Source organism: Halalkalibacter urbisdiaboli, from assembly GCF_002156385.1.
In the GTDB taxonomy this organism is placed as follows: domain Bacteria; phylum Bacillota; class Bacilli; order Bacillales; family Bacillaceae_D; genus Halalkalibacter_A; species Halalkalibacter_A urbisdiaboli.
Genome location: NZ_MVJM01000001.1, coordinates 895510 through 916401, shown reverse-complemented (window position 1 = coordinate 916401; position 20892 = coordinate 895510). Strand labels below are relative to the sequence as shown.

Annotated in this window: 16 protein-coding genes; 12 read left to right on the top strand and 4 right to left on the bottom strand. The window is 38.7% G+C overall.

Annotated features, from left to right (window positions below):
• Window positions 1–2: 2 nt before the first annotated feature.
• The 3 genes from queG (at window position 3) to B1R93_RS04580 (ending at window position 2799) form a co-directional block, all read left to right on the top strand.
• Window positions 3–1142, top strand: coding sequence for a tRNA epoxyqueuosine(34) reductase QueG (gene queG / locus B1R93_RS04590; protein ID WP_088102781.1), 1140 nt, complete (start codon window positions 3–5; stop codon window positions 1140–1142).
• A gap of 72 nt (window positions 1143–1214) precedes the next feature.
• Complete coding sequence (locus tag B1R93_RS04585) at window positions 1215–1742, top strand: methylated-DNA--[protein]-cysteine S-methyltransferase (RefSeq protein WP_088102780.1); 528 nt, start codon at window positions 1215–1217, stop codon at window positions 1740–1742.
• Window positions 1743–1887: 145 nt separating this feature from the next.
• Window positions 1888–2799 carry an amidase domain-containing protein gene (locus B1R93_RS04580; RefSeq protein WP_245308185.1) on the top strand — a complete coding sequence of 304 codons (912 nt, stop codon included), beginning with the start codon at window positions 1888–1890 and terminating at the stop codon, window positions 2797–2799.
• Between the two features lie 68 nt (window positions 2800–2867).
• Here the strand turns inward: B1R93_RS04580 and B1R93_RS04575 are convergent, their stop codons facing one another.
• Both B1R93_RS04575 and B1R93_RS04570 read right to left on the bottom strand, forming a co-directional pair.
• Window positions 2868–3794, bottom strand: coding sequence for an IS3 family transposase (locus B1R93_RS04575; protein ID WP_133058600.1), 927 nt, complete (start codon window positions 3792–3794; stop codon window positions 2868–2870).
• On the bottom strand, window positions 3695–4255 hold the full coding sequence (locus tag B1R93_RS04570; protein ID WP_088102778.1) for a helix-turn-helix domain-containing protein: 561 nt from the start codon (window positions 4253–4255) through the stop codon (window positions 3695–3697). The genes B1R93_RS04575 and B1R93_RS04570 overlap by 100 nt, the downstream gene beginning before the upstream one ends.
• A 265-nt stretch (window positions 4256–4520) precedes the next feature.
• Between B1R93_RS04570 and trmL the strand changes: the two genes are divergently transcribed.
• The 3 genes from trmL to B1R93_RS04555 all read left to right on the top strand — a co-directional run bounded on the left by trmL (window position 4521) and on the right by B1R93_RS04555 (window position 6324).
• A complete protein-coding gene (gene trmL, locus B1R93_RS04565) occupies window positions 4521–4994 on the top strand; it encodes a tRNA (uridine(34)/cytosine(34)/5-carboxymethylaminomethyluridine(34)-2'-O)-methyltransferase TrmL (protein WP_088102777.1) in 474 nt (157 codons plus the stop codon).
• A gap of 323 nt (window positions 4995–5317) precedes the next feature.
• Window positions 5318–5638, top strand: a complete 321-nt coding sequence (locus B1R93_RS04560; RefSeq protein ID WP_088102776.1) for an antibiotic biosynthesis monooxygenase family protein — start codon at window positions 5318–5320, stop codon at window positions 5636–5638.
• Window positions 5639–5766: 128 nt separating this feature from the next.
• Window positions 5767–6324 (top strand): YufK family protein, encoded by a 558-nt coding sequence (locus B1R93_RS04555; RefSeq protein ID WP_088102775.1) that lies wholly within the window; start codon window positions 5767–5769, stop codon window positions 6322–6324.
• 130 nt (window positions 6325–6454) lie between these two features.
• Here the strand turns inward: B1R93_RS04555 and B1R93_RS04550 are convergent, their stop codons facing one another.
• A complete protein-coding gene (locus B1R93_RS04550; RefSeq protein ID WP_088102774.1) occupies window positions 6455–8311 on the bottom strand; it encodes a transglycosylase domain-containing protein in 1857 nt (618 codons plus the stop codon).
• A 270-nt stretch (window positions 8312–8581) separates the two neighbouring features.
• On the opposite strand from B1R93_RS04550, the gene B1R93_RS04545 reads away from it, so the two are divergent.
• The 3 genes from B1R93_RS04545 (at window position 8582) to yhbH (ending at window position 12857) form a co-directional block, all read left to right on the top strand.
• The gene (locus B1R93_RS04545; protein ID WP_088102773.1) at window positions 8582–10477 is read left to right on the top strand and encodes a PrkA family serine protein kinase; all 1896 of its coding nucleotides are present in this window, start codon (window positions 8582–8584) and stop codon (window positions 10475–10477) included.
• Window positions 10478–10851: 374 nt separating this feature from the next.
• Window positions 10852–11388 carry a signal peptidase I gene (gene lepB, locus B1R93_RS04540; RefSeq protein WP_088102772.1) on the top strand — a complete coding sequence of 179 codons (537 nt, stop codon included), beginning with the start codon at window positions 10852–10854 and terminating at the stop codon, window positions 11386–11388.
• Window positions 11389–11684: 296 nt separating this feature from the next.
• Window positions 11685–12857, top strand: coding sequence for a sporulation protein YhbH (gene yhbH, locus B1R93_RS04535; protein WP_088102771.1), 1173 nt, complete (start codon window positions 11685–11687; stop codon window positions 12855–12857).
• Window positions 12858–12983: 126 nt separating this feature from the next.
• On the opposite strand, the gene glf is transcribed toward yhbH, so the two are convergent.
• A complete protein-coding gene (gene glf, locus B1R93_RS04530; protein ID WP_088102770.1) occupies window positions 12984–14090 on the bottom strand; it encodes a UDP-galactopyranose mutase in 1107 nt (368 codons plus the stop codon).
• 258 nt (window positions 14091–14348) lie between these two features.
• Here glf and B1R93_RS04525 point away from each other — a divergent pair, with 258 nt between their 5' ends.
• The 3 genes from B1R93_RS04525 to B1R93_RS04515 all read left to right on the top strand — a co-directional run bounded on the left by B1R93_RS04525 (window position 14349) and on the right by B1R93_RS04515 (window position 20892).
• Entirely contained in the window at window positions 14349–15230 is an 882-nt protein-coding gene (locus B1R93_RS04525; protein WP_088102769.1) for a LysR family transcriptional regulator, read from the top strand.
• A gap of 258 nt (window positions 15231–15488) precedes the next feature.
• Window positions 15489–18359, top strand: a complete 2871-nt coding sequence (locus B1R93_RS04520; RefSeq protein ID WP_088102768.1) for a glycoside hydrolase family 3 N-terminal domain-containing protein — start codon at window positions 15489–15491, stop codon at window positions 18357–18359.
• A gap of 109 nt (window positions 18360–18468) precedes the next feature.
• Complete coding sequence (locus tag B1R93_RS04515; protein ID WP_088102767.1) at window positions 18469–20892, top strand: beta-glucosidase; 2424 nt, start codon at window positions 18469–18471, stop codon at window positions 20890–20892.

Below are 20892 nucleotides of genomic sequence, written 5' to 3'. Positions count from 1 at the left end.
TAATGACACTCGCCCAATTAAAACAGGAACTGGTTGCATATAGTAAGACTATCGGAGTCGATAAAATTGGTTTTGCTTCTGCAGACCCGTTTTTACAATTAAAGGATCGACTAAAACTACAACAACAGCTCGGGTATCAATCAGGCTTTGAAGAACCAGACATTGAAAAGCGTGTCTACCCACAGAAAAAACTAGTGGAAGCGCGTTCAATCATATCGATTGCGTTGGCCTATCCATCTAAAATGGAGAACCCACCAAAAAGTACGCGAGAAGAACGAAGGGGGATTTTTTGTCGGGCATCTTGGGGGAAAGACTACCACGATATTCTCCGTGGGAAATTGCAACTACTCGAGGCATTTCTTAAAGAAAAAGCTCCAGAAGCTAGAACGGCTTCAATGGTTGATACAGGGGAGCTTTCAGATCGAGCGGTTGCAGAACGAGCGGGAATTGGTTGGAGTGGGAAAAACTGTGCGATTATTACACCCGAATTCGGGAGCTATGTTTACCTAGGTGAGATTATTACTACACTTCCATTTGAACCGGATCAGCCACTCACTGAACAGTGTGGAACCTGTAATAAATGTGTGGAGGCATGTCCAACTGGAGCACTTGTTCAAGGGGGGCAATTAGATTCTCAGAAGTGCATCGCCTATTTAACACAAACAAAAGGGTTCTTACCTGAACAATACCGAATAAAGATAGGAAATCGTCTCTATGGATGTGATACTTGCCAGCAAGTGTGTCCAGAAAACAAGGGGAAGGACTTCCACCATCATCCTGAAATGGAGCCAGATCCTGAACTAGCAAAGCCGAAGTTGATCCCGCTCTTAACGATAGGAAACCGTGAGTTTAAGGAAAAGTTCGGTCATGTATCGGGATCGTGGCGTGGAAAAAAGCCTATTCAACGTAATGCCATTATTGCCCTTGCCCACTTTAAGGATAAACAGGCATTGCCAAATTTATCACAAATCGTAAAAAGTGATCCTAGACCTGTCATTAGAGGAACTGCAGCTTGGGCAATTGGCAAAATTGGTAGCAAAGAAGAGGAATCGGTGCTTATTTCTGCGAAAAAGCAGGAAAAGGATGAGGAAGTACTACGAGAAATTGATAGAGGGCTGAAAATGCTCGAAAATAAGCATTAATTAGTTGGAAAAAAGGTCTTTGTCTAATGTAAGATGATGAAAAAGACTGGACAATCGGAAGGAAGGGTTGACATGACAACGCAATATTTTTTTGTTGATGAAATGGATAGTCCCCTTGGAACTCTTACGATCGTTGCAACGGACCATGGCGTTTGTCATATTCATTTCGGTTCACTCCAAAAGTGTACCGCTACGTTAAAGGCAAAATTGAAGAAGCAAGGGATGAAAGGTGAACTTATACGTTGTAACCATACCGTAACTCCAGTAAAGCAACAGCTGACAGAATATTTTAATGGTCAACGCTTCTCGTTTGATGTGCCAATTGATTTATATGGTACAGCATTCCAGAAAAAGGTTTGGGAGGCGCTACGAAAAATAGGATATGGAGAAACGCGTTCTTATAAACAGGTTGCTCAAGAAATCGGGGCACCAAAAGCGGTTCGGGCAATCGGAGGAGCAAACAATCAAAATCCGATTCCGATTATCATTCCATGTCACCGTGTAATAGGTAGTAATGGTGCGATGGTAGGTTACGGCGGTGGACTTGATAAAAAAGAACAGCTTCTTTCATTAGAAGGAGCTATAGAGAAAATCTCATAAACGAATCAACCAGGAGATGTCCAAAAGGTTAAGAACGAGCCTTTTAGGATATCTCCTTTTTTATTTGCTTGTAATTTGTAGTTGTATCATGTTTGCCAAGCTCTATGTCATAGACTGCTTAGGAGGGGAGAAAGGAGGAATTGAAATGAATGCTAAAATGATTGAACAAATTCATGAATTAGTTAAGCAGAGAAACGCTTCTTTTGTTGGTCATAGAAATGCCTTTTTTTGTCGGCAGGATGAAAAAGCGTGTATAGAACGGAAGCAGAATTCTTTAGAAAAACGCGGAGCTGAAGTTGTAAAATCGACTGTGAGGGGCGATGTTATACGTTCACAGAATATGAATCATACAACACAGATTGATTATGTAGTCCAGTATGAGCAGTTAATCGGGATAAAAGGGAAACTATACTTAGAAGAAACCGCTCAGCTTCGGCGGGCTACGTTTCAAGACGGTGAGTTAAAGGATGACAAGGAATTAATTGATAAGCAGTCATCTGAGCGCGAAGTCATTACCCCTGAGCCATGGCTTGAGTCAAGACAGCAACCTTTAAGAAATCAAAGTTTTCGTTCTGGGTATGATCGGCGCGAGGCTGTTCGTTATGCGGAGCGGTGGTGGAATGATTATAATCCAGAATATAAAAAGTTTACTGATAATTGCACGAATTTTATCTCGCAATGCCTACGAGCAGGTGGGGCTCAAATGACGGGATATCCAAATCGATCTAAGGGCTGGTGGTATCGTGGAGAAAATTGGAGTTTTAGTTGGTCAGTGGCTCATTCCTTACGTTGGTATTTAAGTGGAGCACAGCAAGGGTTAAAAGGAGAAGAACGAGATAGCGCAATGGAGCTTGAGCTAGGAGATGTCATTTGTTATGACTTTGATGGTGATGGTAGATTTCAGCATTCCACGATAGTCGTCGCAAAGGATGGAAATGGAGAACCGTTAGTCAATGCCCAAACCGCCAATAGTAGAATGCGCTACTGGAAATATGAAGATTCAACAGCCTGGACACCAAATATTAAATATAAATTTTTTCACATTGTAAATGCGTAGATTGTAGGAGGGCACTGAAAAAGGGTGGGTTTCCCTTTGATGTGACCCCCTAAAGTTAGAGTTTTATATTAAGCTGCTAATTGGCTGGTATGAATACGGTATTGAACCGGATTCATGCCTGCCAATTTTTGCTTTATGCGTTTGTTATTATAATAATTGATATAGTCTTCAATTCTCTTTTTTAATTTCTCAAATGAGCAGAGTGCCTCACCATAATACATTTCTTGTTTTAATAATCCGAAAAAGCTTTCCATAGGTGAATTGTCTAAGCAATTTCCTTTTCGTGACATACTCTGGAACACCTTATGTTTCTTTAGAGTTTTTACCCATTTTTTATGTTGATAATGCCAGCCTTGATCAGAATGAACAGTCGTTCTATACCTTGAATCTTTTACTATTTCTAAAGCTTCCTCAAGAGGTTTAAGAGCCAATTCTAAGGTTGGACGCATATTTATCTCATAAGAAAGAATTTCGCCATTAAACAAGTCCATAATTGGATTTAGGTACAGTTTTACACCATCTGAGCACTTGAATTCTGTGATATCTGTTGTTAATTTCTGATGACACACACTTGTGTGAAACCGACGATTGATAAGGTTCTTGGCAACAGTTCCAATTGTTCCTTTGTAAGAACTATATTTTCGTGACTTTCTACTAAATTTCTTGCATTTAAGCCCAAGTTTATTCATGATGCGTTGAACCTTCTTGTGATTCACTTTGAGCCCATCTTGTTTTAACTCCAAACAGATACGACGATACCCATAATTCCCATTATGTTCCTCAAACTTGGATTGGATGCATTCCTCGAGTTTCTGATTCGGATTCTCCTTCTTGATCTCTTTTATATGATAATGGTAGGAGGAATCAGGAATTCCGACTCTTTGTAGAACATCTTTTAGTTTGAACTTTTCTTTGAGTTCGAATGATAACGCTGCTTGTGCTTTTCGAGATAGCCCTCCGGATCCATCTGAAAAGCTCGCAACTTTTTTAAGTATTCTACCTCTAAACGTAGGAGCTCGTTCTCTCTTTCAAGCTTTTGTTCATACGTCATTTCTTTTTCTGTACGTTGTTTTTTTATATTTTTAGCTTTATCAGACATGGGTAGTCTTCCTTTCGTTCTATCCAGGGCTTCAGCACCATCTTCCAAAAAAACTTTCTTCCATGCACCTATCATCGAAGGGGTGGACAATCCAAAGTAAATAGCGGTATCCATCTCTGAAGATCCTGTTCTTTTCATAAAGCTTAATACATCGAGTTTGAATTGGACAGAAAAAGTTTCCCTCTTACTCTTTTTCATCAAACCTGTCGTCCCAAATTTATCGTAAACTTTCACCCATTTTTTTATGGCAGTGCTGTCATTCATACCGTGTTTTTTTGCCAACCTGTCAAACGATAAATGTCCTTTTTGATACTCATGTACTATCATTAATTTAAATTGGTCACTATATTTAGCCATAAAAAACACACCCCAAAGTCAGATTGTTAACTCTAACTTTTGGGGTGCAGTTCACTTTTTCAGTGCCCTTTAAGTAATGTGTGGAGCCATTACTCCTTCTTTGAGTTACAAGAAGTAGTTTTTCAGTGGGCTCGATTGTAGAGGCGTTTTCTACCCTATATTGGTAGAGACGCCTCTTTGTTGCTATAATAGAACATGCGAGGGCACTGAAAATTCAGTGCCCTCGATGACAAGTAATTTTTATACTAGATAATGAGGTGCAATTGTGGGATTACATATTGTTTTATACCAACCAGAAATTCCAGCAAATACAGGGAACATCGCTCGGACATGTGCTGGAACAAATACAGCATTACATCTAATTCGCCCTTTAGGCTTTTCAACAGACGATAAAATGTTAAAGCGTGCCGGATGTGATTATTGGCCAAATGTGAAAATTCATTACTATGACTCAATGGACGAGCTTTTTCAAACGTTTCCAGACGGTGAATTTTATTATATTGAAACCGTTGGAACGAAAAATTATAGTGAATTTGATTATACAGATGAGCAAAAGGATCATTTCTTTGTATTTGGCCGTGAAACGACAGGGTTACCACAAGACTTAATAGCAGCAAATGTTGAACGTTGCTTTCGAATTCCACAAACAGATAAAGTCCGCTCATTAAATGTGTCGAATACGGCTGCGATCATTATATATGAAGCGATACGCCAACAAGGATTTAAAGGTCTTTCCTAAATCAAAAAAGCGACCTTCTCTAAGAGATAGGTCGTTTTTTTGATTAGTTCTTATGTGGATTGTCTTCGTAGCCAGCTGTAAAAATAGCACATAAAAAGGCTACACAGATACCAAGGATAAGTAAAAGGTTCATGTTAACATCCTCCTTGTGGTACTCTAACGTATATTATAAAACAAAGCGCCTAAGAAAGAAATCAAAAGTACAAGAAAATCGTGACAAGGTCATGTCAATTCTTTCGTATTATTGATGAAGCCTGCAATTTTTATTCTAATAGTACATGCTGTATAATTTGGATAATAAAGAAAATGGGAGGTTACGAACGATGTATGTTGTTATGAATGAATTACACGTACCAAAAGAAGCAAAGGAACACTTATCAGGTCGATTTGGGAAAGCAGCAGATAATATGAAAAAGGTGCCTGGGTGCTTAGAGTTTATGTTTTTAAATAATGAAAATGAAGATGGAAAGCAAGTGGTTTTTACAAAGTGGGAATCGAAAGCAGATTATGAAAACTGGTTACATAGCGATGCATTTAAACGTGCTCACCAGGAGAAACGAGAATCAAAGGAAAAAGGACCGGCAACAGGCAATGAGTTAAATGCATATACAGTACTTTATCACTCAAAACCAACAGGAGAATGAGCCCTTTGGTTTTCATGCGTTTGCTTAAGGGTTTACGATTTAAGAGGGCACTGAAAAAGGGTGCTTTTCCCTTTTTCAATGCCCTCCGATTTAATTGCTTTTTGTAAAAGAACAGGAGACGCAGTATCATGTCTAATCGGTATATCACAAGTCATTTTCCACTTATATCAATCGTTTTATTTAGCCTAGCTTTCGCTTTATACACGCAGCTTTTTCTTCTTCAACAGCTTATGGACTTAGGTTTATATGAAGGGATGCGTGAGTTTTTTTCTGAGAATGGAATAAAGCTAACACTGTTATTTTTATTGCTTCTCTTTTTCTTTATGGTGTTTTCAGCCTTAAAATTAATTGCGGATACGACGATAGAGTTGTCGATGCTCTTTTTTTCAAAGGATGAGGAAGGTCTCGAACTAAATAAAGTAAAGGCAGGTTCATGGATTTATTTAATAGCCAGCATTCTGGCTCTTGTTCTTTCACAAGAAATTGTTTTGCTTTGTATTGCTTTTGTTGTTGCAAGTTTAATCTATTTTATTTACTTTGTTTATAAAGTAAGTGATTCCCTTTCAGCATCCGGCTTAATAGGCCTTGTCTTCTTCCATACGATCTTTTGGAGTACGTTTATTCTAGCTGTTATTTATGCACTTGTGAAACTTTACAATAGCTTAGTGGCAAGTTTACCTTTGTAAAAAAGAGGGAGGCTGTGCCAAAAGGTTGTTTTTTAACCTTTTGGCACAGCCTTCATGCAATGAGCGTAGCGGACGAAGCCATTGCTGTGCACGTTTTATGCTTTTGAGACAACCCCTCTTTGCTGCTTTATTATTGCATAATCTCTTTCCAAATTTGTAAATGAGGTGCTTGCTTATAAAGTGAGGATAATTCACTAGGAGTATCTTTTCCGATCCAAACACCTGCTGTAAAACGGTCGGTCAACCCAACAAACCATAAATCATGAAAGTCATTCGTTGTCCCAGTTTTACCGCCAACGTATGGGGCAGATATACGTGCCTTTGTTCCAGTACCACTATCAACAACCGTGCTTAACAAGTGGCGCATTTTATCATTTGTCCCTTGTGACCACATGGTAACAGCGGTTTTATCCCACGAATAAAGAATGTCCCCGTTTCGATCTTTGACTTGTCGGATCCCATACGACGGAATAAAGCTCCCATTATAAGCAAACGTCGTATAGGCACGAGTAAGCTCAAGTGGTGAGAAGCCATGGGTTAATCCTCCGAGAGCAGCTGGGAGCTGATAATCAGTTGTACTTATACGTTTAAAAGGCAGCTTTTCTAAATAGGTAAATGCCGTTTCAATTCCGACACGGTCAAGAATTCGAATAGCTGGTGTATTATACGAGTTTTTAAAGGCTGTCGAAATCGAAACCATTCCATACTGACCTCCACCAAAGTTCTTTGGACAATAGCTTCCTTGGCAGAAGTTATTTGCATTAATTTTACTTTGAATGGGAATGTCTAATTCTTCAAAGTAAGGAGCGTAAACGAGTAATGGCTTAATTGCTGAGCCAGGTTGGCGATAGCTCTGAAACCCGCGATGAAAATCAAACTTCTTAAAATCTTTCCCTCCAGAAATCGCAATGATTTCGGCGTTTTGATTATCAATGACGACCCCGGATCCTTGAACATCGCTCCGTAAATGATGATTAAACGATTCAATTACTTTTTGTTGCATCGATGGTTCGAGTGCTGTTTCAATTTGTAATCCTTGTTCAAGTAAGGATTGGACGCGAGCATCTAGCCTTTGCTTAATCGCTTGTTTAGCATCCTCTGATGCGGCTTGTGATAATTGAAGATCAAAACCTTCTGATACGGAAACAAGCTCGGTTAACTCATAGTGAATGTATGTCACGTAATCAGGATACTTATCGACACGCTTTTGAATGTTTAACACAATTGGTTCAGCAATTGCCTTATCATGCTCGTCAGCTGTAATTTTTCCTGCTTCAAGCATTTTATTTAAAATCCATTGTTGCCTTAATTTCGTTTTCTCACTATTTTTTAAAGGATCATAGTGGGTAGGATTATTAGGAATGGCACTTAAAAACGCAATTTCAGCTAAGGATAAATCTTTACTTTTCTTATTAAAGTAAAAATGGCTTGCTGCTCCAAATCCGTATACTTGATTATTAAAATAAATCGAGTTGACATAAAGCTCAAAAATTTCCTGCTTTGAATAATGTTTTTCTACTTCATGTGCATAGAGGAGCTCACTCATTTTTCGATTATAGGTTTGCTCATGCCCTAAGAAAACATTTCTGACAAGTTGCTGTGTCATTGTACTGGCACCTTCTTCAATTGTGCCTTTTTCGGCATTGATTAAAAAGGCACGGACAATTGCAGCAGCATCATATCCTTTATGTTCAAAAAAACGCTTGTCCTCCGTTGAAATAAAAGCATCAATCACCGATTTAGGGATTTCATCATAAGGTAAGTAAATTCTATTTTCATCTTTATAGATTGTAGAGATAAGACGACCATTCCGATCATACATCGTACTATTGGTAGAGAGGGTAATATCATTAAGTTTGACATGTCCATCTAATACTTCAGAAAGTGTCTGAACGTCTTTTACTTCAGCGGTAACCTCCACAATTAGAAACGAAAAAAATAAAAAAAGCAGTCCAATAAATAACCAGCCTGTACTAGTTTTTATCATCAGCAACACTCTCTTTCTACAATTCAATTTATTGTACCACTGATAGAAGCCCTCCGGATAGATTTTGCGTGTACGAAAATCAGTAGTTTTTTCTGGAAATAGTACGATTTTCATTACAATAGGAATGGATTATATATGAAACTAATAGACTGAACAGAGGTTAAGATTCCTTTGAAGTTTCTGAAAATTCAAAAGAGACGCATGTTCAACCAATCTTTCGCATAGGTTGTAATAATCTCGCGGTTGATCACGAGAATGGAGGTACGTCACATGGATATTTTAAAAAAGGTTGAAAATTACAGAGAAGAAGAAGAAAGATTGAAGTGGGAAGGGACTTTTAGGGAGTATTTGGAGCTATTAAAGGAAAAACCTTATGTTGCTCAGACAGCGCACTCTCGTGTCTATAATATGATTAAGGATGCTGGCGTTGAAGAGGAGAATGGTAGTAAGAAATACTCGTTTTTCAGTGACCAAATATATGGCTTGGAAGATTCAATTGAAAAGCTGGTAGAGGAGTATTTTCATTCAGCTGCCAAACGATTAGATGTGCGTAAACGGATTCTATTATTAATGGGACCAGTTAGTGGCGGGAAGTCTACACTTGTGACGATGCTAAAACGAGGCTTAGAGCAATATTCACGTACAGATGCCGGTGCGGTTTATGCGATTAAAGGTTGTCCGATGCATGAGGATCCGCTTCATTTAATTCCGCAACACCTGCGTGATGACTTTTTCGAAGAGTATGGCATTAAGATTGAAGGGAATTTGTCTCCATTAAATATGATGAGATTGGAAGAGGAATACGGTGGTCGAATTGAAGACGTCATTGTTGAGCGAATCTTTTTCTCAGAAGATAAGCGAACAGGGATTGGTACCTTCAGTCCATCTGATCCAAAGTCCCAAGATATTGCCGATTTAACAGGTAGTATTGATTTTTCGACGATTGCTGAGTACGGTTCAGAATCAGATCCGCGGGCGTATCGTTTTGATGGGGAATTGAACAAGGCGAATCGTGGAATGATGGAATTCCAAGAAATGCTCAAATGTGATGAGAAGTTTTTATGGCATTTATTATCACTTACCCAAGAAGGAAACTTTAAAGCAGGAAGATTTGCTTTAATTAGCGCTGACGAATTAATCGTAGCCCATACGAATGAAGCGGAGTATAGATCATTTATTTCAAATAAGAAAAACGAAGCCCTTCATTCACGAATAATTGTAATGAAAATTCCTTACAATCTTAAAGTTAGTGAGGAAGAGCGTATTTATAAGAAAATGATCCAAGAAAGTGATCTATCACATGTCCATATTGCCCCTCATGCCTTAAAGGTTGCTGCAACCTTTACGATTTTAACCCGCTTAGAGGAGCCGAAAAAGCAGGGCATTGATTTAGTGAAAAAGATGCGCTTATACGATGGCGAAAGTGTGGAAGGTTTTAACGCCCAAGACTTAGAGGAGTTAAAGAATGAGCACCCAGATGAAGGGATGAAGGGCATTGACCCGCGTTATGTCATTAACCGAATCTCCTCAGCAATTATTCGAAAACAGCTGACGTCTATTAACGCATTAGATGTACTCCGTTCCATTAAAGAAGGTCTTGACCAACATGCGTCTATTTCTCAAGAGGATAAAGAAAGATATATGGACTTTATTGCAATTGCAAGAAAAGAATACGATTCAATTGCAAAGAAAGAAGTTCAAAAAGCCTTTGTGTACTCGTATGATGAGTCAGCGAAAACGTTAATGAATAATTATCTAGATAATGTTGAGGCTTACTGCAATAAGAATAAACTTCGTGATCCATTAACAGGGGACGAATTATCTCCAGACGAAAAGCTGATGCGCTCAATTGAAGAGCAAATCGGAATTTCGGAGAACGCCAAGAAAGCGTTTCGTGAAGAAATTCTCATTCGAATCTCCGCCTATGCACGAAAAGGGAAGAAGTTTGATTACAATTCACATGAACGCTTACGTGAAGCGATTCAAAAGAAATTATTTGCCGACCTGAAGGACATTGTCAAAATTACAACGTCCGTAAAAACACCTGATGAATCTCAATTGAAGAAAATCAATGAGGTTATCGCACGATTAATCGACGAACATGGCTATAATTCAACGTCTGCAAATGAATTGCTTCGATATGTTGGCAGCTTGTTAAACCGTTAATTAGCTCAAAAGCACAAACGTGCTTGCAATGGCTCCGTTCGCTACGAGCCTTACGATGAGAAAGACCTCATCGTAAGGCCACTGAAAAACTACTTCTTGTAACTCAAAGAAGAAGTAATGGCTTCGCACATTACTTATAGGGCACTGAAAAAGGGAAACCCACCCTTTTTCAGTGCCTCTCTCATCGTAAGGCTTTTACAACATGTAGCGACTTCGCACATCCACTGTCAAATAGAATCATATAAAGCATCGGGGTTCGTTTGTCAAAACAGAATCTCTCTTTTTGTCTAGTCACTAAAAGACAGTCGTCCTTTTGACTTGTAGATAAGAGGGAAGAATGGTAAATTATAAAAAAAGAACCCGGAGGAAATAAAGTGGAAACAAACCAGAATGAATGGTTAGAATGGATCAAGGCAATCGTGATTGCTTTAATGCTTGCCCTCATTATAAGAACGTTTTTTTTTACGAGCTATGAGGTTCAAGGCGAATCAATGATGCCTAACGCTCATGATGGAGAACGCTTTATTGTAAATAAAGTTGGCTACGGATTCTCTAAGCCTGAACGCTTTGATATGATTGTATTTAATGCGACCAATGAGGATGATTACATCAAACGTGTGATCGGCTTACCTGGTGACCTTATTCGTTATGAGAATGATATTCTTTATGTAAATGACGAGCCTATTGAAGAACCTTTTTTAGACCAAAGAAAAGCCGAATACGGTGAAGGGCTTTATACAAATGATTTTGTCTGTTCGGATGTTGTCCCCGAAAACCATGTATTTGTATTAGGGGATAATCGCCCAAATAGTTTAGATAGCCGAAGAATCGGTTTTGTAAGTGAGGAACAAATCGTCGGAAAAGTTGACTTGCGATTCTGGCCACTTAAGGAAGTAGGGCCTGTTCACTAACTGAAGAATAAACATATAAGAAAGCAGTCACACCTTTTTTGTGGCTGCTTTTTTTGGTATATGATTCAATACACGGAAAAAGCCTGTCCCGTTAAAAAGTAAACAATTTGTCAGAATTTATTAGCAACTCTCTCCCCTGTCTGCATAGGATAAAGTAAGCTATCCTAAATGGCACTTCTTACATCACACGGCTCGAAACCATTATATGCACTACCCAGTCTAAATGTGAATCGCATAATCGAACTTTTATAGGTTCCGATACGTGCAATATTCAACTAGAATAGGGAGGGAAAACAATGGAAAAAAATAACAGACCTACCTTTGTCGTGTCCCAGGAGAATTGGACCCTCCATCGCAAGGGGTACCAAGACCAACGTCGTCACCAAGAAAAGGTCCAAGAAGCGATAAAAAAGAATCTCCCAGACCTGATTAGTGAAGAAAACATTGTCATGTCAAATGGACGTGATGTAATAAAAATTCCAATTCGTTCGTTAGATGAATACAAAATCCGTTACAACTATGATAAAAACAAGCATGTTGGCCAAGGAAATGGTGATAGTAAGGTCGGAGATGTTGTTGCGAGTGACCCAAACGCAAAGCAGCAACAAGGTCCTGGAAAAGGCCAAGGAGCTGGAGACCAAGCTGGAAAGGATTATACTGAAGCGGAAGTATCGATTTTAGAGCTTCAAGAAATGCTATTCCGTGAGTTAGAGCTACCAAACCTGCAAAAGAAAGAAGAAGATGAAATTGTGATCGAGGATATTTCATTTAATGATATCCGCAAAAAAGGCTTAATGGGCAATATCGATAAGCGTCGTACAATTCTCTCTGCAATTAAACGTAATGCACTAGAAGGAAGACCAGGGTTAAACCCAATTTATAATGATGACCTACGCTTTAAAACATGGAATGAAGTCACCCGCCCTGAATCAAAAGCAGTCGTACTAGCGATGATGGACACGAGTGGAAGTATGGGACGCTGGGAAAAATATATGGCACGAAGCTTTTTCTTCTGGATGACGCGCTTTCTCCGTTCAAAATATGAAACAGTCGAAATCGAGTTCATTGCCCATCATACAGAAGCAAAGGTCGTTACAGAAGAAGACTTCTTTTCAAAAGGGGAAAGCGGTGGAACCATTTGCTCCTCAGCCTACCGAAAAGCCCTTGAGCTAATTGAAAAGAAATACGACCCAAAGCGCTATAACATCTATCCCGTTCACTTCTCAGATGGCGATAACCTCACATCCGATAATGCACGCTGTTTAAAGCTTGTCGAGAAGCTAATGGACGTATCAAGTATGTTTGGGTATGGTGAGGTGAATCAATACAGCCGCCACTCCACATTAATGAGTGCATACAAAAACATCGAAGATCCACGCTTTCGCCATTACATCCTGAAGGAGAAAGGCGACGTGTACCATGCGATGAAGACGTTTTTTAAGAAGGAAGAAGAGGGCGCAATGGTGTAGCCAAAAGTGGCGCTTACGTTTAAAGAAGCAGTACTGTTATCACGGTACTGCTTTTTTTGTGTGCATTGTCCCAACGTAAGCGTTAAAGAACCCCACCTATATGTTAGGTGGGGGGGCATGTATGTTTTATTTATTTCCAAATTCCTTCTCAACCGTAGCTAAAGCAGCTCCGATGACCTGATGCATGTCAAAATATTTATAAGTAGCCAGTCTACCGCCAAAGATCACATCTTTTTCATTATCAGCTAACGCTTTGTATTTTCTATACATTTCATTGTTCTTATTATCATTAATTGGGTAATAGGGTTCATCACCTGGCTTCCATTCGGAAGGGTATTCTTCTGTAATCACGGTCTTATCTTGTGTACCAAATTCAAAATGTTTATGCTCAATAATTCGTGTGTATGGAGTATCTTTATCTGTATAGTTGACCACAGCATTCCCTTGATAATTATCTGTTTCAGCCAATACCTTTGTTTCAAAGTGAAGGCTTCTATACTCTAGTACACCGAATGTATAATTGAAATATTGATCAATCATCCCTGTATAAACGACTTTGTTTGCTAATGCTTCTAATTCCTTACGTTGTTCAAAAAAATCAACATTTAACCTTATATCAATGCCTTCTAACATTTTTTTAATAATACTTGTATAACCACCAATTGGAATTCCTTGGTAGCGGTCATTAAAGTAATTATTATCATAGGTAAACCGAACGGGTAGTCTTTTAATGATAAAAGCAGGTAATTCTTTAGCTGGCCTTCCCCATTGTTTTTCGGTGTACCCCTTAATTAATTTTTCGAAAATATCTGTTCCGATTAGGGAGATGGCTTGTTCCTCAAGATTTTTCGGTTCTGTGACACCAGCTTCTTTTTTTTGTTGTTCGATTTTCGCTTTGGCTTCATCAGGACTAACAACACCCCACAATTTATTAAATGTGTTCATATTAAATGGGAGGTTATATAGTTCGCCTTTATAGTTTGCAATTGGCGAGTTCGTATATCGATTAAACTCCGTAAATCGATTAACGTAATCCCAGATTTTTTTATCATTTGTATGAAAAATATGAGCACCATATTTATGGACGTTTATCCCTTCAATCTGCTCTGTATAGACATTGCCTCCAATATGGTCTCTTTTATCAATAACTAAACACTTTTTTCCTCTTTTATTTGCTTCATAAGCAAATACTGATCCAAATAAACCAGCACCTACTATTAGATAATCGTACATGTAGAATCTCCTTACTTACTGTATTATCTAAAATGAATTTCCCTAAGTTCAAGCAAAGATAAAGCAGGGATGGAAGCATTATAACAAAGGAAATCTAATAAATAAAGATTAGGAAAAAGTCATTAATGTTATTAGTTATTTGTTAGTAGTTCTATCAAACGCTAGATTTAGAGTTTATTGCAAATTGATTTAATAAAGTGCTATACTGAATTTTAAAACGGATTTACAATGTAGAGGGAATACAAAAAAGGTGAAATTATGAATATAGAAGCACTGCAACATTTTAATAAGGTGTATCAGATGAATAGTATCAACTCTGCTGCTAAGGAACTATTTATTACCCCTCAAGGTCTTAGCAAGACGATTAAACAGCTTGAATTGGAATTAGAGACTGAGTTATTTGATCGTGGCCCTAGAGGAATGGTCGCAACAGAGGCTGGCGAATTACTATATGCCAGAGCTCAGCATATCGTTTATCTGATGGAGGATCTAAAAAAAGAAATCAGTATTATTAGCGGTAGTAAAGGAACGTTAGATGTTGTAGTCACGTATTCATCCACAGCTGTGATACCTATTGAACTTTTATATGATTTTTCTAAGGAGTATCCTGATATCCAAATTAAGATTAGGGAGTTGCCAGATGATTCTTACCTAAATCAAATATTTCAAGAGGAAGTAGATATTGGATTAGTCACGGATTATGAAGATATTGAAAACTGTGAACATGAGTTAATTGTTTTAGGAGAAGCTGTAGCTGTTGTCTCGGAAAATCACCGTTTGGCCGATAGAGACGAAATTTCGATTGAGGATCTGAAGGAAGAGTCTTTAGTTGTCAAATCTGTTGGTAAGGGGAAGGACCATAGTTTTGTTGATATGTGCTTAGATAAAGGCTTTACACCAAATGTGGTTCATGAATTTGGCAGTATATTATCAGCTCACAGGTTATGCGAATTGAATGGATTTGTAGCCATATCGGTTGATTTCGTTGAAGCAACCTTGAAACAAAATAACTTAAAGGTCATTAAATTAGCAGAGAAAATTCCACAAAATATCTACTTAGTTTCTCGAAAAAGAGGTATTCAATCAAAGGCTATTTTATTATTTAAAAGTTATATTAAAGATAAAACAGAGAATAAGTAAGTCGATTTGATGTGCTAAAAAGCCCGTTAAATCGACTTTTTTCGTGACGACAAACGAAAAGTTACTACCCCTAAACTTTTGGTTTATAGTGCAATCGACAAATGTGAAGTAAGTTTAATGTGTAGTTATTAAACGTTTTCAATTTTTCTTTCCAGATTGTTAGCGCTTTTACTTGATGAAGGAGGGGGATTTTTAAATCGTTTGCAACAAAATATATTATTATCTAAATTATTGATTTAACTGGGGGTTAGAAGAAGCATGGCTAGAAAAAAAATGAGCAAGAAAAAATTTCGTATTATGTGGAGTTCGATTTTAACTGTTTTGCTAGTGATCGCAATTGGTACGAACATTGCATTAGCTTATTACTCAGATGTCATTACGTCGTATTTTACTAAAATTGACGTAACGAGTAATGAGTCAGTTGCAGCACGTGAATATTCAACAGAAGTTGCAGAAAATATTGCTGATGAAGGTATTATTCTTTTGCAAAATGAAGAAAACGCTTTACCTCTTCCTGAAGGAAGCAAAGTTAACGTGTTTGGTTGGAGCTTTACTGCACCGATTTATGGTGGAACTGGTTCCGGTGGGACAGATGCATCAACTGCCATTACACCTAGAGCAGGGTTTGAGGCAGCTGGAATTGAGATTAACGAGGAATTATATAATGCTTATACAGAAACAGATTTAACAAGACCAGTACTCGGAATTGAAGGTCAAGACTGGACAGTTCCAGAGCCTAAGCCAGAAGAATTTTACACAGACGAGTTATTAACTCAAGCGAAAGAATTCTCTGACACAGCTGTTCTCTTTATTGCTCGTTCTGGTGGTGAAGGTGCGGATCTTCCACAAAGCTTGTTTGGACCAGATACGTATGACCCAGAAGGTAGCCCACATTCACCTACTGGACAAAGATTTGGTTTTGAAGACGACCAAGATCCGAATAAACATTATCTTGAACTTACGAACAGAGAACTAGGAATGCTAGAAACTGTTACTGATAACTTTGAAAATATTATTGTCGTTGTTAACAGTGCAAATACATTTGAACTTGATTGGGTTAACGATTACGACCAAATCAAAAGTGTAATTAATATCGCAGGACCAGGACAAAGTGGATTTGGTTCTCTAGGTCAAGTGCTTGCTGGTGATTTGAATCCGTCTGGTAAAACAGTTGATATCTTTGCAAATGATCTTCAAGATGCACCTGCAGCAGCCAATTTTGGTGATTTTGATTACGTGCTTGAAAATGCGGATGGAACATTCTCAACTGCAACAGACGCTAAAGGTGTTCCACTCAAATATGTGGATTTAACTGAAGGGATTTATGTAGGATATCGTTACTATGAAACAGCAGCCGCGGAAGGCGTCATTAATTACGATGAAAAAATTCTTTATCCATTTGGTCACGGATTAAGCTATACAACGTTTGAACAAGAAGTGGTAGCTGACAGTGTCACTTGGAATGAAACAGAAATTTCTGTTGATGTAGAGGTTACAAATACAGGTTCTGTCGCAGGGAAAGAAGTCGTACAGCTTTATTACTCTGCACCGTACACTGGAAAAATCGAAAAAGCATCTGTTAACCTTGCTGCATTCGGAAAAACAGGTGAAATTGCACCAGGTGAATCAGAGGTTGTTACGTTATCCTTCCCAGTAGAAGAGATGGCAGCATACGATCACAACAAATTATTCAGTGACAACGGTGCGTATGTACTTGAAGCAGGCGAATATAACCTGATGTTGATGAAAAACTCTCACGAAAAAATCGCTGATGTAGCATCACAAACTCTTTCAGAAGTAGTTTATGACGAAACTGGACGTTCTTCGGACCAGCAAATTGCGGTTAACCAGTTTGATGAAGAAGTGACGGGTGAAGGAAGTATTGAAACCTATCTTTCTAGAGCAGAAGGTTTTGCAAATTTAGATACGATTGCTCAACATGAAACATTTACTGTTACGAATGAAGATGGCAGCACGAGAGAAGTGCAAGGTACATTAGTCGATGCGGCATTTGTTGATATGGTAAATAGCAAGCGTTATGATGTACCAGCTGATACACATGAAACTCCGCCTACGACTGGTGCAAAAAATGGTTTAGTGTTAAAAGATTTTGTAGATGTACCTTATGAGGACGAAAGCTGGGAACCGTTGCTTGATCAATTAACGGTAGCTGAATTAGTCGATGTCTTTAAACACGGTGGGTATAAAACGGCAGAAATTGCATCTGTTGAGAAACCAGTTACTAGGGATTACGATGGTCCATCAGGGATTAGTAATTTCATTTCAAGTACGCCATTCTCAGGTATTCCATTCCCTGCAACCGTGATGCTTGCTTCTACTTGGAACCTAGATCTTGCGACTGCAATGGGTGAAGCGATTGGTGCAGAAGCACAAACTTATGGTGTGACTGGTTGGTATGCTCCGGCAGCGAACATCCACCGTACGGCTTTTGCTGGAAGAAACTTCGAGTATTACTCTGAAGATCCGTTGCTTTCTGGTAAGATGGCAGCTGCAACGACTGAAGCGTATCAAGGTCAAGGTGGATTCGTTGTGATGAAACACTTTGCATTAAATGATCAGGAAGATAATCGTACGTATGGTGTCTTAACATGGGGCGATGAACAAACGATTCGTGAAATTTACTTGAAACCATTTGAGATTGCAGTAAAAGAAGGTGGAGCATTAGGAATGATGTCTTCATTCAACAGTATTGGAGACGTATGGGCTGGTGCTGATGAGAGTCTTCTTACAGAAGTGTTACGTAACGAGTGGGGCTTTAATGGTTTGGTTAACACGGACTTCTTTATCCAAGATGCATATCCTTACATGAATTCGGAACTTGCGGTTCGTGCAGGTAACGATATCCTTCTTACGGGTGTTGCACCATTCGGCGCACCAGAAGTGAATACAGAAAGTAATGACACTTTATGGGCGATGAGAGCTGCTGCTAAAAATGTACTTTACACAGTAGCAAACACGAATGCAATCGATGATAGAATGAGCACAGATAAACCACAATGGGTTGTCAACACAATTATTATTGATGTACTTGTAGGTTTAGCTATTCTACTTGGTTTCTTCTTTACCTTCCGTAACAGCAGGAAGAGAGACGAAGAACAACTAGCATAAGTAGCATCAGGAATCTTAGATTGTAAGTCTTGTAAACTTAATGAACAAAAATATATTTTAGCGGTACTCCTGTTAGGAGTGCCGCTGAAATTGCAAATGAGGCATCGACATGAAATATAGAGAGATAATTGAAAAAATGACATTGGAAGAAAAAGCATCCTTAATGTCTGGGAAAGATTTTTGGACAACGCAAGAAATCGATCGACTAGGAGTTAATAGTATCTTTCTTGCGGATGGACCCCATGGAATCAGAAAGCAAGCGGAAGCAGCTGACCACTTAGGTCTAAATGAAAGCATTCCGGCAACTTGTTTCCCAACTGCAGCAACCGTAGCGAATAGCTGGAACACCGATTTAGGAGAGAAAATCGGACGTTATCTTGGTGAAGAGGCAGTTGCTCAGAAGGTTAATGTTTTACTTGGTCCTGGTATTAACATGAAAAGGGATCCTTTGTGTGGAAGAAACTTCGAATACTTTAGTGAAGACCCATACCATGCAGGGAAACTAGCGGCTGGTTATATAAGAGGGATTCAATCACATGGCATTTCAGCATGTGTGAAACACTTTGCTGCAAATAACCAAGAAGAAAGACGGATGTCGATTGATACCATCGTTGACGAACGAGCATTAAGAGAAATTTACTTAACAGCTTTTGAAATTGCCATTAAAGAAGGAAAAACAAAGACAGTGATGTCGTCCTATAATATGTTAAATGGCGCCTATACAAATGAAAGCATTCATTTAATGAGAGAGATTCTTCGTGATGAGTGGAATTTTGATGGAGTGGTTGTCACGGACTGGGGCGGAAGTAATGACCGTGTTGCAGGATTACTAGCAGGCAACGAGCTAGAAATGCCAACAACAGCTGGAGAAACAAATCAAGAAATTATTCAAGCAATTAAAACAGGAAAAATTAAAGAAGATGTATTAGATGAATGTGTTGATCGATTACTTGATTTAATCTTTTCAACAGAAGAAGTATATAGCAAGCCGCATCATACAACATTTGATCAAGATGAGCACCATAAAGTTGCGCAACAAGTAGCGGAAGAATCAATTGTACTCCTTAAAAATGAAGGAAACGTACTACCGTTAAATAAAGGGATTAAGGTTGCTACAATTGGTGATTTTGCCAAAAATCCAAGATACCAAGGTGCGGGTTCATCGATCGTTAATCCTACTATTTTAGATAATACGTTGGAAAGCCTAGATGGAGCTGGATTAGTGAGCATTGGGTACGAACCAGGATTTGAACGTTACGGAAAAAAGAGCAAGAAAAAAATAGATCAAGCATGTGCACTAGCGAAAGAAGCAGATGTTGTTCTTTTATATATTGGTCTAGACGAAGCGACTGAAGCTGAAGGTCTTGATAGACAAAATATGCAGTTACCAGCAAATCAGATAGAGTTAATACATGCTTTGTATGAAGTGAACCCGAATATTGTAGCGGTTCTTTCAAGCGGGGCGGCAATCGAAATGCCATGGGTCGATAAAGTAAAAGGGTTATTACACGCGTATTTAAGCGGCCAGGCAGGAGCTAAGGCCATTCTACGGGTCTTGACAGGAGAGGTAAATCCTTCTGGGAAATTAGCAGAAACATACCCGATTCGATATGAGGATACACCGGCTTACCACCATTTCCCTGGTAAAGAAGTGAGTGTTGAATATCGAGAAAGCATGTATATCGGATACCGTTATTATGATAAAGCTGATATCAATGTTCGTTTCCCATTTGGATTTGGATTAAGCTATACTACGTTTGGGTACTCTGATATTCAAGTTACAAAGGACGGCGTGACATTCCAATTAACGAACAAAGGCGACGTCGCTGGTATGGAAATTGCACAGATGTATGTAGCTTGCCAATCTGACGCTATTTTCAGACCGAAGAAGGAATTAAAAGGATTTACAAAAGTATTTTTAAATCCAGGAGAAACGAAAACAGTCACCATTTCTTTTGATGATAAGACATTCCGTTACTTTAACGTAAAAACAAATCAATGGGAAATTGAAGAAGCAACCTATGACATTATTATTGGGGCATCAAGTGTGGACATGCGACTAGAGGATTCGATCTTTGTTGAAGGTACAAATGCACCACTTCCTTATGACAAAGAGAAGCTACCTACCTATTATTCTGGTAAAGATAATAACGTAAGTGAAGCTGAATTTGAAGCTCTTCTTGGGCGTAAAGTTCCTGTTTCTACTTGGGACAGAACGAAGCCTCTAGGCTATAACGATACAATTGCCCAGTGCCAGTATGCAAAGGGAGGATTTGCAAGATTTGCTTTTCGTTTTATATCTTTTGCCCATTGGTTCCTAAGAAAAATTGGAAAAAGAGAATTAGCGAACCTCATCATGATGTCCGTGTATCATATGCCATTTAGAGGAGTGGCTAGAATGACGGGTGGCGTGATTAATATGCCTATGCTTGATGGGATCTTATTGATTGTAAATGGAAATTTCTTTAAAGGCTTGCGTCACGTATTAAGAGAAAGAAGTAAGATGTTGAAAGTTGCTAAAGGCAATAATTAA